The organism is Butyrivibrio sp. (genome assembly GCF_024699075.1).
Map to the genome: position 1 here is coordinate 1 of NZ_JAILQF010000452.1, position 17,027 is coordinate 17,027.

The window sequence follows — 17,027 nt, forward strand, 5'->3', positions numbered from 1 at the left end:
ATCTCTACAGAAGTTCTTCCAGTACTCATACCACTCAAGGTCTGTACCAGGCTCGCAGAAGAACTCAAGCTCCATCTGCTCGAACTCACGTGTTCTGAATGTGAAGTTACCAGGTGTGATCTCGTTACGGAAGCTCTTACCAATCTGACCGATACCAAAAGGAAGCTTCTTACGTGTTGTACGCTGTACATTCTTGAAGTTTACAAATATACCCTGTGCTGTCTCAGGACGAAGATATACTGTATTCTTAGCATCTTCTGTTACGCCCTGGAAAGTCTTGAACATAAGGTTGAACTGACGGATATCAGTAAAGTTATGCTTACCACATGTAGGACAAGGAATATTGTTGTCATTAATAAAATCCATCATCTGCTGCTGGCTCCAACCGTCAACTGATGACTCAAGAGTAATATTATTATCTGCAGCAAAATCCTCAATGATCTTATCTGCTCTGAAACGCTCATGACATTCCTTACAATCCATCAAAGGATCAGAGAAGCCGGCAAGATGTCCTGATGCAACCCAAGTCTGAGGGTTCATAAGAATAGCACAATCAACACCTACATTGTACTTGTTCTCCTGTACGAATCTCTTCCACCATGCCTTCTTGACATTATTTTTGAATTCAACGCCAAGCGGACCGTAATCCCAAGTATTTGCAAGACCTCCATAAATTTCAGAACCGGGGAAAATAAATCCTCTGCCCTTAGCCAGTGCAATAACTTTGTCCATTGTCTTCTCTTCTGCTTTCATTTCCTTTATCTCCTGTATCTTTATTCGTTAATCTGCTTTCAGTACAATATAACACAAATCGTCCTGTATTGCAGATAAATCTACATTTGTATTTCCATTCCAAACAGCTCCAGCTGAAGCATATGCAATCTTACTTTGTGCAAAAAATCCTATCTTCTCTTCCATTACTATAACCTTCTGGTCATTAGAGATAGCCGAAATATCTATCTTTTCACCCTTTGAGTTGGTCAAAGTTGAAGGAAGGCTATAACCTGAAGCAGTCATATCTTCATATGTTCCATAAAAGAATATAACACTGTTGAAATCTGAATAGGTCGCGGCATTTTTATATGTCATGGTAACACGGACATTGGTATCTTCCATTACAGCATCCTGAAGCGTTATAAGATCCTGTCCTTTAGCAGAATTATAAGAACTGACTTCTTCTTCAATCTCCGTCTTCATCTCATTAACATCATAATAAGAAGCCGAGAAATCTTCTACTATAGTATTTATTACATTACCATCTTTGCCCACATAAACAGCTGTTATTTCAGATTCTGTAATATCACTGCTCTTGCCACATCCTGTTATCGCAAGACTGGCCAGCATCAGTACGCAGACAAATTTACGCATATTAATTTTATAATCTTTTATCATCGTCTTATACCTGCCGTCTTTTCTTCTGAGTTAAACATATTTGCTGTTATAAAATATTAAATCATAGATTCAAACTACAGTAACAGAACCATCCAAATTCTATTTCATCGAAGGTTCTATTGGCTGCTGCTTCACAAAATCACAAAATTCAAATTCTAATAATGCGCACATTACATGATTATAATAGAGGTACCTTCATTTTTCAACTTCTAATACCTCTATGAATGTCATATTCTTATATGCCTTTGTTTTCAACTACATCCAGCATATCAAGGCTCTTTAGCTGCCTGTCAACAAATCTGTCACGGTACATCTGAGTTATATCTATCAGCTCTTCTAAGGCTTCATCACTTAATTTGAATGTAAAAAGATTTTTAAGATCAGCACTACCTATATGCTCAAGGGCCATTTTAGTTGCATCCAGATAATCTCTTCCATAAGGAATTCCGGGATACTGTCCGTCAATTACAAGGGCTCTTAGCTCAAAGACACATCTTACAAGTCTTTTGTCAAAAACATCCTTTGTAAATGCTGTAAGAGACAGATATAAAAGTTTTAAAAGTTCCCTATCATCACTATTTTCTGTTGCATAATAATCCGCCAGTTCCAGAAGAAACGTCCCATAACAGGTAGCCTCCAGATCCCGGCGGAAAGGTTCAAAATAGTTGACTATATCTGTTTCTATAATATTGTAAGAACTTCTTCCCTCATACAGGACAAAAGACCCATAGCAAAAAGGTTCAACATTGCCCGAAAGCTTGCCTCCGGGTTTTCTTGCCCCTCTTGCAAAAGCACTTATCTTGCCTCGTTCCATGGTCAGGATCGTCACTGCAAAATCATATTCGCCGACAGGTCTGTGCTTTAAGATCATTCCGTTTACGATCAGTCTGTTATCAGAGTCAAATGTCTCTTTCATCATAGCCAAAATGCTTCATCTGAGAACTGTCATCTCTCCAGTTCTTGCGAACCTTAACCCATAGTTTCAAATTAACCTTGCACTCAGTCATATCTTCAATGTCAACTCTGGCCTGGCTTCCTATCTTTTTGAGCATGGCGCCGCCTTTACCTATAACAATACCTTTATGAGAATCTCTTTCACATATAATGGTTGCATCGATATCAAGAAGAGGCTTACCATCATCAGATAAATAGCCTTCTCTTTCTCTCATTCTCTCAATTGTAACAGCGATTCCGTGCGGTACCTCGTCCTGGAGAAGTCTGAGAGCCTTCTCTCTTATGATCTCAGCAGCTATATCCCTTTCAGGTTCCTCTGTTACAGTATCTTCATCATAAAGAGCCGGACCATAAGGAAGATATTTGCATATAACATCCTTTAAAGTATCGATATTCTCCTTTTTTCTTGCAGAAACAGGCACTATCTCAGCAAAATCCATTTCTCTTTTGTAAGTATCAATGAATTTAGGAAGCTGGTCCTTTTTAACTGTATCAATCTTGTTGATAACAAGGACTACCGGCTGCTTGCAGCGCCTAAGCTGCTTAACGATATACTTTTCACCCTGTCCTATAAAGTCAGTGGGTTCAACAAGCCATAAGATCATATCTGCATCTTCAAGTGTCTTCTGCGCAATATGAAGCATATATGATCCAAGCTTATTCTTGGTCTCATGTATTCCGGGTGTATCCACGAAGATCATCTGACAGCGGTCATCTGTATATACAGTCTGGATACGGCCTCTTGTAGTCTGAGGCTTATTAGAAGTGATCGCTATCTTCTGACCTATCATATTATTCATAAGTGTGGATTTACCTACATTTGGTCTTCCCACAAGTGCTATAAAACCTGTTTTAAAACTATTACTATCCATATAAATCCTCTTTGAAGAGCCTTATTAAAGTTCTTCTATATTATCAAAAAGATCCTTGTGCTGATTGATCTTTTCGCCTGTTCCTACTACACAGATACAATCATCTGACTCAAACGCTTCTACATAATCTGCAAGTTTTCTTATATCTTCTACAGTTACATCAAGCATCTGATCACGATGCATCTGCATCTTATCAAGATTTGCATGACACATATATGCCATAAGTCCATAGGAACCCTTTGCACTAGGAGTCTTAGGTGTATCCATCTCACCAATTGCTCCTATTACAAATCCTGTAAGTGTACGCTCATCAGCCTCATAATTTCTGACAAAATCTGCAACCTGATGGAATACATCAAGACTTCTCTTAAGATGAGGGTCACGATACGTTACAAAATATGAATCTCCATTAGGAGCTGCTCCGCCCATAACGCCGTAAGCTCCGCCCTTAACACGAATATTATTCCAAAGGAAATCATATCCCATCATTACCTGCAGAACGCGAAGGGCACCAGTGTACTCAAGACCGTTCTTTCTAAAGTTACCGGCAAGTGCAGTATACTGAACCTGTCCCGGAGTCATGAACGCTTCCTTTTTCTTTTCAGGAATAAATTCAAGGCATCCCTTCTGGCAATCCTCTGTATAAAGAGAATCTGCAAACATAACAACCTTTTCTTCTATTCCATCGTAATTCTTCTTATCTGTTGTAAAGCTCACAAGTAAATTCTCTTTACGGAAAAGAACTTTCATAAGCTCTGTAAGTTTTTCTACCAGTTCCTTATGAGCCTTCTCATCATAGGCCTCTGCATACTTTTGAACAAGACGATAACCGGTAATTCCTGACAGATTTTCAGAAACGCTGCCTGCCTTTGAAAATCCTGATGTAGCATGAAGTGCAGCTGCACGGTGTCCTGCAGTCTGAAGATCAACCTCCATATGAGATTTCTTCTCATCAAGAATTTCTTTCATACGCTTGTAATCATCAATTTTAGATGTCTTTATGATCTCTTTTACCAGATCAAAAGCGTGATCAATGTTTGATGGAAGAACCTTAACTGCAATTTCAAATGTGGTAGCAAACTTAGTAAGATCACGTCTGTCTGTGTATGAACCTACACTTGCTGTTATTCCGCCAGTCTTCATGTTGATCTCATTATAAAGATCGCCATAAGAATAATTCTTTGTATCTACAAGTCCTAACACACTCTTAAGGATTCCCGAATACTTGAAGAGCTCATAAGGAACCTCTTCCATACGAAATACAAAGTTAAGATAATCTATACCATTTGTAAAAATATCATGGAATAGAAGTACATTATCTCCAGCCTTCTTTTCCTCATAGATAAAAGGTTCTACGCTTCTTCTAAGGTCCTTTCTTGTGAGCATAGGGATCTTCTTAAGATCTTCCTCACTATCCGGAGCTTCCTGGTATTCCTTAAGCTCAATAGTCTCTCTTACAATCCTGTCTATCTCTTCACTTGAAAGACTTTCCTTGTACTTCTGAAGTTCAGCAACTTTAGAAGCTTCTTTTTCCTCATTAAGACCCTTAACAGGATCCATAATGAACATGCTTGAATGTGTATTGTCTATAAGATACTTCTGTATAAGCTCTTCAAAATAATTGCCTTCGATCTCTTTTCTAAGCTCTTTATAAGTATCACCTGCTTCAATATGAATAAATGGCTTCATATCATCATAGAGCCAGCTGTCAAGAACCTGAAGACCATATAAAAGTCCCTTGGGGAATCTTCCAAAATCTGCCTCTCTGTACTTGAATTCATCTACATTAATAGCCGCTTCAAGAGCCTTCTTATCAAGGCCTTCTTTTACAGTATTTTCAAGACATTCCATGATAGTATTCTTGAAAAGCTCGGCCTGATCGCCATTGGCATTCTTGGCAATTACTGAGAAAAATGGCTGAAGAACACCATTTTCATACTCGCTGTAAACATCTTTACCAATGCCCTTGTCAATAAGAGCCTTCTTAAGAACTGCTCCCGGGGCTGAAACAAGGCAGTAATCAAGTACGTCAAATGCAATATATAATTTTCTGTCAAGACTATTACCAACAGACCAGTTCATTGTCAGATAAGTATTATCCTTAATATCATCTGTCTTAAGAATAGAATAATCCTTATGAACTACAGATGTTGCCTCAAATGGCTTTTGCGGCTTTATGCTTGAATCAATCTCAAGATAATCAAAATGAGACAGATACTGCTCATCTATATAGCTGAGTTTCTCGACCATATCCATATTGCCGTAAAGATAGATGTAGCTGTTTGAAGGATGATAATATCTTCTATGGAAATCAAGATACTGATCATAAGTTAAAGTCGGAATAAAATCAGGATCTCCGCCTGACTCTATATTATAAGTATTGTCAGGATAAAGAGAATTCATGATGCCCTTATCAAGAATATCATCAGGTGAAGAATATGCACCCTTCATTTCGTTATAAACAACACCGTTGACCTTGAGATCATCATCCTTATTCTCCATCTCATAGTGCCAACCTTCCTGCTTGAAGATCTTATCAGTCTTATAAATATTAGGATAAAAAACTGCATCAAGATAAACATGCATCAGATTCTGAAAATCAGCATCGTTGCAGCTCGCAACAGGATAAACTGTCTTATCAGGATATGTCATAGCATTAAGAAATGTATTAAGAGAGCCCTTGGCAAGTTCTATAAAAGGATCCTTAACAGGAAAATCTTTAGATCCGCATAAAACTGTATGTTCAATGATATGAGCTACACCTGTAGAATCTGTAGGTGGTGTACGAAAACCTATATAAAATACCTTGTTATCATCCTCGTTGGGAAGAAGAACTACACGAGCTCCTGTCTTTTTGTGTTTTAAAATATAGCTGTCTGTTCCCAGATCTTCTATTCTTCTGTGCTCTAAAACTTCGTAAGCTGTTAATTCATTAACTGTCATAAATACTTTTATTTCCCTTCATTATCTAATATCGCGAGTATATATATCTAACGGTCTGTGGTGCTCGCAGCGCATACCGCTCAGTATATCAGAACAGATCGAAATCATCTCCATCTGTAACTTCTATATCAAATTCTCTGTCTGTAATAACTTTACGTCCAACCTTAAGTTTGCCGTAAGGATTTCGCATCTTAGAGATATTGCGGCGTCTCTCAAGAATATCCTTCCTGCCAAGTCTTGGAGTCTCATCAACTTCTGTATCCATAGGAACTACCATTCCTTCAGGAACGTACCTTATTATATTTTCAGTTTCTGTTGTATTGTCTAATACATCAGAATTATTTTCAAGTGTCTTTGATAAAATATCTCCTGCACCTGATTTTTCATCTCTGTTTTTATCTATATTTTCATTAACTTTACTGTTTTCTTTAAAATCTATATCGTTACTGTCTTTGCTGTTTTCTTTAAAATCTATATCGTCACTGTCTTTGCTGTTTTCTTCAAACTCTATATCTTTACTATCTTTGCTATTTACTTCAAAATCTATATCGTTACTGTCTTTGCTGTTTTCTTTAAAATCTATATCGTTATTGTCTTCACTGATTTCTTTGAAATCTTCAAACTTATCGTTTTCAATAGCTTCTTCAAAGTTTTCAGCATTATCATTTCCAATAGCTTCTTCAAAGTTTTCAGCATTATCATTTTCAATGAGCGCTTCTAATGTATCTGTTTTTGCTTTGGTAGCATTTGCTTCATCGTCAAGAGATTCTTCTGATTCGCCAGTAATCTCTCTGATTTCATCAGATACCCCTATGTTTTCTTCAGAGATCTCTTTGTTCTCTTCAGATTTATTTTCACCTGATTGTGCTTCGGATTCTACTTCGCCATTATCGGATTCTTCTTTAGGTTCAGTTTCACCAGTCTCAGACTCATCTTCATCTGATTGAGCTCCAGATTCTGCTTCGCCTGCTTCAGCTTCGGCTTCTGCTTCGCCTGCTTCAGCTTCGGATTCTGTTTCTACTGATTCAGCTCCAGATTCTGCAGTATCTTCAGCCTCATCAAATTCAAGAGCCTTATCCTCTATATCACCAAGAAGGAGATCAAAATCAGAAGTATCATAAGAAGTCAGCATACAGGCAATTCCTCCTCCGATCACTATAATACACATAAGTGTCATCATTCTGAGTGTATTTATATTTGTTTCTCCCATAATAGGAGCAAGCAGACATACAAGAAGAGCCGCCAACATAACAGGCGTAAGGCGCGTAGTATTTTTATGGAAAAGAAATGCAAATACTGCACTAAGCATTATGATCGCAAGAATCAGATATAAAGCCGCATAAACAGATGAGCTTGATTCTCCGATAACTTCAAAGCTCTCAATCGAAAGAACTTCGGTAAAATATTTTGAATACCACCTGTCAAAAGCAGGACAAATAACTTTGTAGCCATCCCAGCAGATAAGTGTCATTACGAACCCTGAGACAGCGCCAATTATTATACACAAAAAGCTAAGAAGCACTTTCTTGATCTTTTTAATATCAAAAAGCAGCAATATCATAGGGCCCCATAAAAGGATAGTCCCAGCATCCATATATAATAAAGCTCCAAGACAGATTCCAAGAAGGAAATAAAGGAAAAATCTGACTACAGACTTTTTGCCCGGTCTTGTCATGCTTCTAAAATATAAAGCAAGGAATATAAATTCAAGAGCCACAAACAGTTCAAAAAATGAAGTTGCATCCAAAATATGAACTGTTATAAAAGGCGGAAGGAACATAAGAAACGAAAGGACTATCAAAGACGAAATACGCCCTGTCATTATCTTTACTGCAATTCCTATAAGAACAAAGAATAAAATTCTGATAACCATCTGGTATACAAGAGCAGCTACTTCAATATCTCCTGTAAAATACAGTACCACCCTCATCAGAACCAGATAAAAGAGCTTCCAGAGTGCTTCAGCTTTGATCACTCCACCATTTGTAACAGAAGCAGTCTGAAATAAAAGATTACCGGATTTTATATAAAATCCATCTTTATAGAGAATATATCCTCTAAGACATATTCCTCCTATCAATATAAGTACAAATATAATCCTGTAAAGAAGATCAGAATCAATCTCCTTACTCTGCATAAAATAAACAGAAAGTCTGTCAATTAAAAAGGATACAACAAGACACGTGCCTCCAACCAGAACTGTAAACAGTCCGGTGAAAAGCATCGTTTCAGTTGTATCCGAAGTTGGAAAGAGACCGGAATATAACCCAAATACAGCAATCAGTAATACATTAAATGCAGCAAATAATGCCCAGATAACATACGAAGGTGCATCCTTCTTCAGTATCATTTCCGATCCCCCATTTTTATAAATTTAAGTCCCTAAGCTTTAAGTAATATTAGTCCTCGTCTGGCTCATCCCAGTTGTGATATACATTCTGTACATCATCATCATCATCAAGCATATCAAGAATTCTTCTAAGACACTTAACATTCTCTTCGTCTGTTACCTGAACATAATTCTGAGGAATTCTTGTTACTTCTGCAGAAACTGTCTCGATCTTAGCATTAGTAAGAGCTTCTACAACTCCCTGGAATGCTTCAGGAGCAGTAAGGATTTCGTATGAATCCTCTTCTTCCTTGAAGTCATCAGCACCTGCATCAAGAGCTGCCATCATAAGATCATCTGCTGACATAGCACATTCTTCTTTATCAATGATGATCTGACCCTTTTCATCAAACATGAATGATACACATCCGGGAGTTCCCATTGAACCTTTTCCCTTTGTGAATGCGCTCTTAACATTAGCAGCTGTACGGTTAGTATTATCTGTAAGAGTTTCAACGATTATAGCTGTTCCGCCAGGACCATATCCTTCGTAAGTAATTGATTTGTAATCAACTGCTCCGTTATCACCTGATGCCTTCTTGATACCTCTTTCGATAGTATCATTAGGTACGTTATTGGCCTTAGCTTTTGCGATTACAGTAGCAAGCTTGAAGTTATTAGCCGGATCAGGGCCGCCTTCCTTAACAGCAACTGCGATCTCACGTCCGATAACTGTGAAGATCTTACCCTTAGCAGCGTCGTTCTTCTCCTTCTTATGCTTGATGTTTGCAAATTTTGAATGTCCTGACATCTTTAAAACCTTTCCTTCCGTAAAAAATATAATATTACGAAGCAATCAGCTCCGCGTTTTAAACAATTATCTTTTTGACCGCCACGCTGGTGATCATATGATTCTGAACAGATAAGATACTGAAGTTATATCCATCGATTGTTGTATCATACTTCTCGTCTTCTTCAGGTATTCTGTCCATTTTTGAAATAAGAAGACCATTCAGAGTTTCAAACTCATCCTCATGAAGATCAATTCCAAAGCGCTTTTCTACAGTCTCTATAGGAGTCTTTCCAAGAGCTACAAATTCACCAGGCTTTCCGGATGGTGTAATAAAGCTCTCATCCTCGTCATACTCATCCATGATATTACCGACGATCTCTTCAAGAATATCTTCCATTGAAACAAGTCCAACAGTCTGACCATATTCATCTATGACTATTGCCATCTGAGTCTTGGTGGACTGCATGCTGTGGAACAGTGATTCGATATTTCTTGTCTCAGGTACATACATAGGTTGACGCATAAGTCCACGTATCTGCCTGATCTCTTTCTTCTCATTGCCTGGTTCAGAATCTTTCTGAACCGCATCTCTTATATGAACTATACCAATTATATGATCGATATTATCAAGGAAAACAGGAAATCTGGAATTATTACCCTGAAGCATGAACGAAATAGCATCTTCAAGGCTCATCGTTCCATCAATTCCACATATATCATTACGATGAGTCATAATATCACGAACTTCCTTGTCTGAAAATTCGAAGATATTAGTGATCATGTTAGCTTCTGAATCCTGAAGCACACCCTGCTCCTGACCTTCAGAAACCATCGATCTTATTTCTTCTTCAGTAACATCAGTATCATCGTCAAAATCCCTAATACCGCCCAGATACATGATTCCACGCACTGTAGCCTCTATAAGCTTTGTAAAAGGCTTTAATACAGTCATAAGGATTTTGATAAAAGGCCAAAGAATCTTAGCCCAGCCCTTGGGATGTCTTCTGGCAAGCTTCTTGGGAAGAAGTACGCCAATTGACAAAAATACATATAAAAGAAGAAAAGCAACAATTATCTGTCCTAAAACCGATGCCGCAGTTTCATTGAACGGAAAAAGCACGCTTCCTGCTATATTTCCAAAATGCTCAACATAGAAACGCCCGATAGTTATATTCATTATGAATACAAGCAACTGAACAGTATTGACATAATTAGTCGGATTACTGATAAGGCCTGATAAGAAAATATTCCCAGGGCTTTGCAGCTTTTCATTTTGTTCTTCGGATGGTTCTTCTCCTTCCTCTAAAGCTTCGCCAAAGAGGTCTTCTGCTTTTAGATTATGTAGTGCTGCCCCAAAACCGTAAACTATAACATCGAGTATCAGCAGCAATGCCACTCCCACAAAATATAAGGCAGAGGGTCCGCCATCGTCCATATAAATTCATCTCCTTTTAGTCAAAAAATATTGTTTGGTACATAACAGTTCATGAGCCTTGGCACATGAAACGTCAATCTAAACTATAGCATCACAGCAAATACTAGTCAAGATTTTGCCATCTGGCATAACTTTTAATCGTTTTCTTCCAAAATTCATGTAATAGTAAGGGCGCTAAAACTTAATACAAAAAGTCTATATATTCTAATAGTCTATTCATATTCCCCAATATCCTATTTGTATTTCCTAATTGCCTATTTATATTTTCTCATAGCTTCTTTGTACTGGCGATTGATCTCAAGAATAGCAGCAGAGTCTCCTTCAAGATTATCCGGATGATAAAGCTTTGCAAGTGAATGATACTTTTTGACTACTCCGTCTCTTGTCTTACATCCGGCAAAAAAGTCAAAGGATGAATAAGAAACATTCTTCTTACTACTCTTCTTTTCTTCATAATAATCATCGTCATAACTGTCTTGTTCATAATCGTCTTCACGGCCGTCATCATAATAACGGTCATTTCTATCATCTATGCTGTCATAACGATTATCTTCATCATTATAGTAGTCATCATTATAGTAATCATCCTGATAATTACTATTCCGATGATCTCTACGAGTCCTTACTCTGTCGTACTCAGCCTCTTCTTCATCTTCAAGACGATCATAGTAGTCATCATAATATTCGTCATATTTTTGCTGGCGCTTTTTAAGCCTGTTGATCCTTGCCGCTTCTTTTCTTGTAACTCGCCTTCCTTCGTAATTTCTGTACCCCATTCTGTCATAATCTTCATCAGGGTCATAATCACTATTCACAGCTTTTTTAGTTCCAAAGGTATCATTTTCAAATTCATCATGATGACGTTTTAGCCAGTCCTGATAAGAATCTTCATACCTTGGATCATAGAAAGGCTTTGTATGGAAAAGAAAACAATATCTTTTTCTAAACTGCTTGAAAGGACTTGTCATTCCAAAGATGCTTCTTGCTATATATAGTACAAGATCGCAGATTATAGCAATTCCGATAAAGTCAATACCGCTTGCTGCTGCCGATATAAGAAGAAGTCCAAGGAAAATAGGAATACCAATAAGGATTGTTATAGCCCAGGCTATTATCGAATAAGCTTTCTGCTCACTCTGTTCAAGGATTCCTTCCCACCAGGAGGTTGCAGACTCAAGAAGTGTATTGGTAACCTTCTTTGTTATATCATCAACTCCGCTTTCGATATTGTCCGAAAGGCCGCTTGTAAGATTATCTGTAAGACTTTGTGCATATCCTGATACATCGCTTACTCCCTGCATAGCTTCTCCGCCTTCTTTACCACTAGGAGCAAAGTCACCAAGCGGCATGGGCGATGCTGCGTGAACGTACTCTTCTACAATCTCTGTTACCTGTCCTATATAATCACTTCCGGTAAAATAACCTGCACATTCAAATACAACAAGAGCTGCCAGTACAATACCGGCAGCCGGGAATAAACACAAAAACAATTTATAAACATTCCAAATAAGCCTAAACATCTGTTTAAGCAGCCATACATATGCTTTTAATATAGTCATAAATATGGTAACAAGTACACTTATAAAAAGCATAAACCCCTATCCCTTTATGTACAATCTAGGAATTCTCGGATTAAGATCACAGGCCAGCTCATAATTGAAGCGTCCGCTTAAATCTCCCAGTTCTTCAATTGATATATGCCTTTCACCACTCCATCCTATGATCGTAACTTCGTCGTTTTCTAAAGCCTGTGGTATATCACTGACATCCACCATAAACTGATCCATGCATACACGGCCAAGTATAGGAGCCTTCTTACCGTGAATCAGTACATAGCCCTTATTGGAAAGACTTCTTGGATATCCGTCTCCATAACCAACAGGAATTGTAGCAATCCTTGTAGGCTTATCAGTTACATATGTTCCGCCATAGCTGACAGCAACACCTTTAGGTACATCTTTAATATAAGCTATATGAGAATATAATCCAAGTGCAGGAACTATTTTAACTATATCTGTAGGAACATCCTCAGATGGTCTCATTCCATACATTGTAACACCTGCTCTTACCATATCCATCTGTGCAGAAGGAATACGTATGATACTGGCAGAATTTGCGCAGTGATGAAGCGGGATCCTGTAGTTATTTTCCTTCTCAACTCTTTCTATAAAAGTTGCAAAAATATCTTTTTTGGAAATGGCATCTGTAAGATCCTTTTCATCAGCCTTGGCAAAATGAGTAAAGATTCCCTCAACCTCTATATATTTCATTGAAAGAGCCTTTTGAACAAATTTTGCTCCCTCATCATCAGGACGTATGCCGATTCTCGACATTGAAGTATCTACCGCGATATGGACCCTGACTTTGCCATTCCAGCCAGATGCTGCTTTCTTTTCAGCTCTTTGTTCAAGCTCCATAAGCTGATCATATCTGAATACAGCAGGTCTTATTTCATTATCTATAAGGGTATCGTAAGAAAATGGAAATGTATATCCAAGAATAAGTATAGGCTTTTTAACGCCATTATCCCTTAGCTCCATTGCCTCTTCAACCGTAGCTGAAGCGTACCCCCAAATATAATCCTCTTGTTCAAGAAGTTTAGCGATAGGAACAGCTCCAAAGCCGTATCCGTCGGTTTTAATTACTGCGATCATCTTGGTCTTTGCGTTCAGGTTTTCATGCATCGAACGCATATTTGAAAGTATGGCATCAAGATCAATTGCAGCACATACCCTTGGATATTTTAAAGCCATCTCCTCTGAAAGCTTCTGTCTGCTAATAATTTCATGTGAATTCATTTTTATGAATACTTCCTATCCTAGCTTATTTTTCTGGAAGAACATTTGCCAGCTCTTTTATTATATCACTAGCTGTCATATAATACTCCCCAACCCTTGAAGATGCACGATTACCGGCAAGTCCGTGTATAAAGGTTCCAATACAGGCAGTCTGAAAACCTCCCAGCTTTCTGGAACTTAATGCTCCAAGAATACCTGCAAGTACATCTCCTGATCCGGCAGTAGCCATGCCACTGTTACCGGAAATATTAATATACATCTGCTTCTTGTCACTGCCTGATACAACAGATCTTGCATCTTTGCAGATCACAACGCAGTTAAAATATTCCGAAAGTACCTGTGGCCACTTCAGAATATTCTGCTTAACATCATAAACAGAAACAGGCTTATCGCCACCTCTTAAAAGCACTGCATTATAAAGCCTTGCAAATTCCGCAACATGAGGCGTCATAACCAGTTGCTTGTCTTCAGAATCTGTATAGTTTTTGGAAAGCTCCATAAGCTTATCATCTTCTGCGATAAGATTTAGCGCATCCGCATCAGCAACAAGGAACTTATCAAATTCCTCAAGAACAGTTTCAAGAATAGCTTTTGAGACCATTCCTGTTCCTATGCCGGGGCCTATAACAATAGTACTAGCCCATTCCATGTCTTTTAACAGTATACTTTTGATACTATCAATATTGTCCCTGGTCTCTATATTTTCATATGTATCAAACATTGCTTCAGGAACATTTTGCTTTATTACTTCAACATTGGAAGATGTCGTAAACACCTTGACCATGCCAGCGCCTGTATGAAAAGCCGCTTTGGTGCACAAAAGGCAGGCCCCGCTTACCGTATCACTTCCGGCAATCACAAGAACTTTACCAAAAGTCCCCTTATTACCATATCCAACTCTCCTTGGCAAAAGATCTTCAGGCCCCTCGTCAAAGAAAAAGTATTCCGGAAGTTCACCCATAAAGCCGTCCACTGTGATTCCAACATCTTCTACAAACAGCTGTCCACAATATTCAGTTCCAGGATACAATAGCTGACCCATCTTGGCAAAATTAAAGGTAACAGTCATATCAGCTTTCACAGCAAGCTTATGCACACTTCCTGTATCGGTATCAATTCCGGATGGAATATCAACTGCTACTACAAGTGTGGACTCATCCTTAAGCTTCTTGCACTCATTGATATACATAATGGCATCAGCATATTCGCCTTCAATATCATGCGCACAGCCTATTCCAAGGACAGCATCTACTATGATATCCCATTCCATTTGTGATTTGGTGGCTCTTACATTGGAAAAAGTGTCCATTGGAATTCCATATGCTCTGGCACTTTTTTTCTGCATAACAGTATCAGGATTGGAATCCTTATCATTAACAAGCGCTATTTGAACTCTATAGCCGTGCTGATGTAGGATTCTTCCTATCGCTATTCCGTCGCCGCCATTGCCGCCATGCCCGCAGACAATAAGGACATTAAATGCTCTGGATACGCCCATAGCACTCTTCCACTCACTTATTCTGGCTGCTACTGCAAGAGCCGCTCTTTCCATAAGCACTATGGATGGAACTCCAAAGTGCTCTGAAGTATTTTTATCGCAGGATCTCATCTTTTCAGCTGTTACCAAATACTGCATAATTCCCCTTCTACTTATAAACCAGGTTGTCTTGAATCGGCACTTGGCGTACGTATCCTGTGATTTCTTTCAGGATCATATTCCATATCGAATATATCAACAACTTCAGGTCCAAAGATAGAGTGCATGTATGAATATAGATTAAAATTCTCCATCTCGCCTTCCTGAAGTCTTATAACCTGTTTCTTAAGCTCTTTTCTTGTATTAGATAGCCACTCATCAATCTCATTGATCTCATCCGTATTTCTATGAAGTCTTTCATAGCAAACAGACATTGAAGCTACCATGACCTTGTAATTAAGCTGATAGATTTCACGGGGCATGCCAATAAGCTGATCCTCCAGTGCTTCTATCTGAGTATTACAGTCACCTATAAGTCTCTTTCTGTCATCAAGCTCTTTACCGGCAGATTTATCTCCTTTATTAAGCCTGTCAGATATACTTATTACTTCTTCCAAAAGTGTCTTCTTAAGACGCTTTATATCCTTGATCTTCTGTTTGAACCTGGCCTGCTCATCGACGAGCTTATTAAGCTCATTGGCAAGAGACTGAATCTCTTCACTTACACCTTCTTCGCCAAAAAGCATTTTCCACTTATCATCTGTTGTTACTATTGGTATATTTTTGCCAAGTAGCGCAGGCATGTAGACATCTTCTTCTCTGGACATAGCATCCTTCCTTTTTTAGGTACGACTATATCTCAAACAATGAAAACCACCATTTTGTATTTCGGCCAAACAGGCAAATCAGATTAGGACTCCACCTTTATTATACTATCCACACAATATAAATGACAGGCTTGCAGGGACAAACATCCATTTAGCCCCGGCGTAGCCTGCCAATACATTCTTCTATTTATTTAGATCAGGATTATCAACCTTTCTTTCCATGAAATCTTTCATAACGGTTTATATTATATGAAAGCTTCATAAGGCTGTCTGAAAGATGAACATTCTCAACCTGAACATTCTCCGGAACATCCAGATCTACATGTGCGAAATTCCAGATTGCTTTGATTCCTGCTTTTATAAGTCTCTCAGCCATAGGAACAGCCTGATCCTTAGGAATTGTCAGAACAGCAATATCAATATTGTTCTTCTTTATAAATTCCTCGATCTCATCTATAGGACGGATCTCCACATCTCCAATCTTCTTGCCCTGAAGAGATGGATCACAATCAAATGCACCCTTAAATACAAAACCTCTTGTGGAAAAATTAGTATATCCTGCAAGAGCCGTACCAAGGTTACCTGTACCTATAATGATGAGCTGATGCTTCTTATCAATACCAAGTATCTTACTGATCTCTTCGTAAAGATACTCGACATTGTAACCGTATCCCTGCTGTCCAAATCCACCGAAATTGTTGAAATCCTGCCTTATCTGTGAAGCTGTTACCTTCATGATATCAGAAAGTTCCTGAGATGAAATTCTCTCAACTCCACTAGCCTTAAGCTCACCAAGATATCTGAAATAACGGGGCAGGCGGCTGACTACTGCCTGGGATATTTCCTTATCCATGCGCCTTCCTCCTGATCTGTTATTATTGTTAATTTTGTATCACTCTAATTGTAGCGTTTCGTTAAACTTTAGTCAATTGAAAATATGTTTGAAGAAGTGTAATATATTGCTGTTACCATCACATAGTCTTTTAGCGCTACGCCGCTTACTGAGTGACCAAAAGCCCAGTAGCTAGCGCATTTAAATAATAACTGAGAGGTATAATATGTTACTATCATGTCACAATATATGTAAGTCCTTCGACGGCAAGGACATACTTAAAGGAATATCTTTTCATATAGAAGCAGGTGAGAAGGCAGCAATCGTCGGCATCAACGGAGCCGGCAAGACTACCCTTTTAAAGATGATCATAGG

Annotated in this window: 14 protein-coding genes; 1 reads left to right on the forward strand and 13 read right to left on the reverse strand. The window is 38.4% G+C overall.

Translation table 11 applies throughout. The features are described 5' to 3' along the window. From K6G87_RS17775 to K6G87_RS17835, 13 genes are all read right to left on the reverse strand, one after another. Positions 1 to 753: glycine--tRNA ligase (locus tag K6G87_RS17775; protein ID WP_296840272.1), on the reverse strand; the 753-nt coding region annotated here is incomplete at its 3' end. Between the two features lie 27 nt (positions 754 to 780). Next, positions 781 to 1,392, reverse strand: a complete 612-nt coding sequence (locus tag K6G87_RS17780; protein ID WP_296840274.1) for a hypothetical protein — start codon at positions 1,390 to 1,392, stop codon at positions 781 to 783. Positions 1,393 to 1,627: 235 nt separating this feature from the next. Then, positions 1,628 to 2,311 (reverse strand): DNA repair protein RecO, encoded by a 684-nt coding sequence (gene recO, locus K6G87_RS17785; RefSeq protein ID WP_296840275.1) that lies wholly within the window; start codon positions 2,309 to 2,311, stop codon positions 1,628 to 1,630. Beyond that, on the reverse strand, positions 2,292 to 3,218 hold the full coding sequence (era, locus tag K6G87_RS17790; protein ID WP_296840277.1) for a GTPase Era: 927 nt from the start codon (positions 3,216 to 3,218) through the stop codon (positions 2,292 to 2,294). The genes recO and era overlap by 20 nt, the downstream gene beginning before the upstream one ends. Before the next feature lie 24 nt (positions 3,219 to 3,242). Then, complete coding sequence (locus K6G87_RS17795) at positions 3,243 to 6,161, reverse strand: insulinase family protein (RefSeq protein ID WP_296840279.1); 2,919 nt, start codon at positions 6,159 to 6,161, stop codon at positions 3,243 to 3,245. Positions 6,162 to 6,249: 88 nt separating this feature from the next. Next, on the reverse strand, positions 6,250 to 8,511 hold the full coding sequence (locus K6G87_RS17800) for a hypothetical protein (protein WP_296840281.1): 2,262 nt from the start codon (positions 8,509 to 8,511) through the stop codon (positions 6,250 to 6,252). 49 nt (positions 8,512 to 8,560) lie between these two features. Next, positions 8,561 to 9,301, reverse strand: coding sequence for a YebC/PmpR family DNA-binding transcriptional regulator (locus K6G87_RS17805; protein WP_296840284.1), 741 nt, complete (start codon positions 9,299 to 9,301; stop codon positions 8,561 to 8,563). 58 nt (positions 9,302 to 9,359) lie between these two features. Continuing rightward, the gene (locus K6G87_RS17810) at positions 9,360 to 10,718 is read right to left on the reverse strand and encodes a hemolysin family protein (protein ID WP_296840286.1); all 1,359 of its coding nucleotides are present in this window, start codon (positions 10,716 to 10,718) and stop codon (positions 9,360 to 9,362) included. 254 nt (positions 10,719 to 10,972) lie between these two features. Then, complete coding sequence (locus K6G87_RS17815) at positions 10,973 to 12,310, reverse strand: hypothetical protein (RefSeq protein WP_296840288.1); 1,338 nt, start codon at positions 12,308 to 12,310, stop codon at positions 10,973 to 10,975. 6 nt (positions 12,311 to 12,316) lie between these two features. Beyond that, on the reverse strand, positions 12,317 to 13,516 hold the full coding sequence (gene alr / locus K6G87_RS17820) for an alanine racemase (protein WP_296840290.1): 1,200 nt from the start codon (positions 13,514 to 13,516) through the stop codon (positions 12,317 to 12,319). Positions 13,517 to 13,541: 25 nt separating this feature from the next. Continuing rightward, a complete protein-coding gene (locus tag K6G87_RS17825; RefSeq protein WP_296840291.1) occupies positions 13,542 to 15,152 on the reverse strand; it encodes an NAD(P)H-hydrate dehydratase in 1,611 nt (536 codons plus the stop codon). 14 nt (positions 15,153 to 15,166) lie between these two features. Then, positions 15,167 to 15,820 carry a hypothetical protein gene (locus K6G87_RS17830; RefSeq protein WP_296840294.1) on the reverse strand — a complete coding sequence of 218 codons (654 nt, stop codon included), beginning with the start codon at positions 15,818 to 15,820 and terminating at the stop codon, positions 15,167 to 15,169. 205 nt (positions 15,821 to 16,025) lie between these two features. Beyond that, a complete protein-coding gene (locus K6G87_RS17835) occupies positions 16,026 to 16,673 on the reverse strand; it encodes a redox-sensing transcriptional repressor Rex (protein WP_296840297.1) in 648 nt (215 codons plus the stop codon). A gap of 205 nt (positions 16,674 to 16,878) precedes the next feature. Between K6G87_RS17835 and K6G87_RS17840 the strand changes: the two genes are divergently transcribed. Beyond that, the coding region (locus K6G87_RS17840; RefSeq protein WP_296840300.1) for an ATP-binding cassette domain-containing protein at positions 16,879 to 17,027 on the forward strand (149 nt) is incomplete at its 3' end.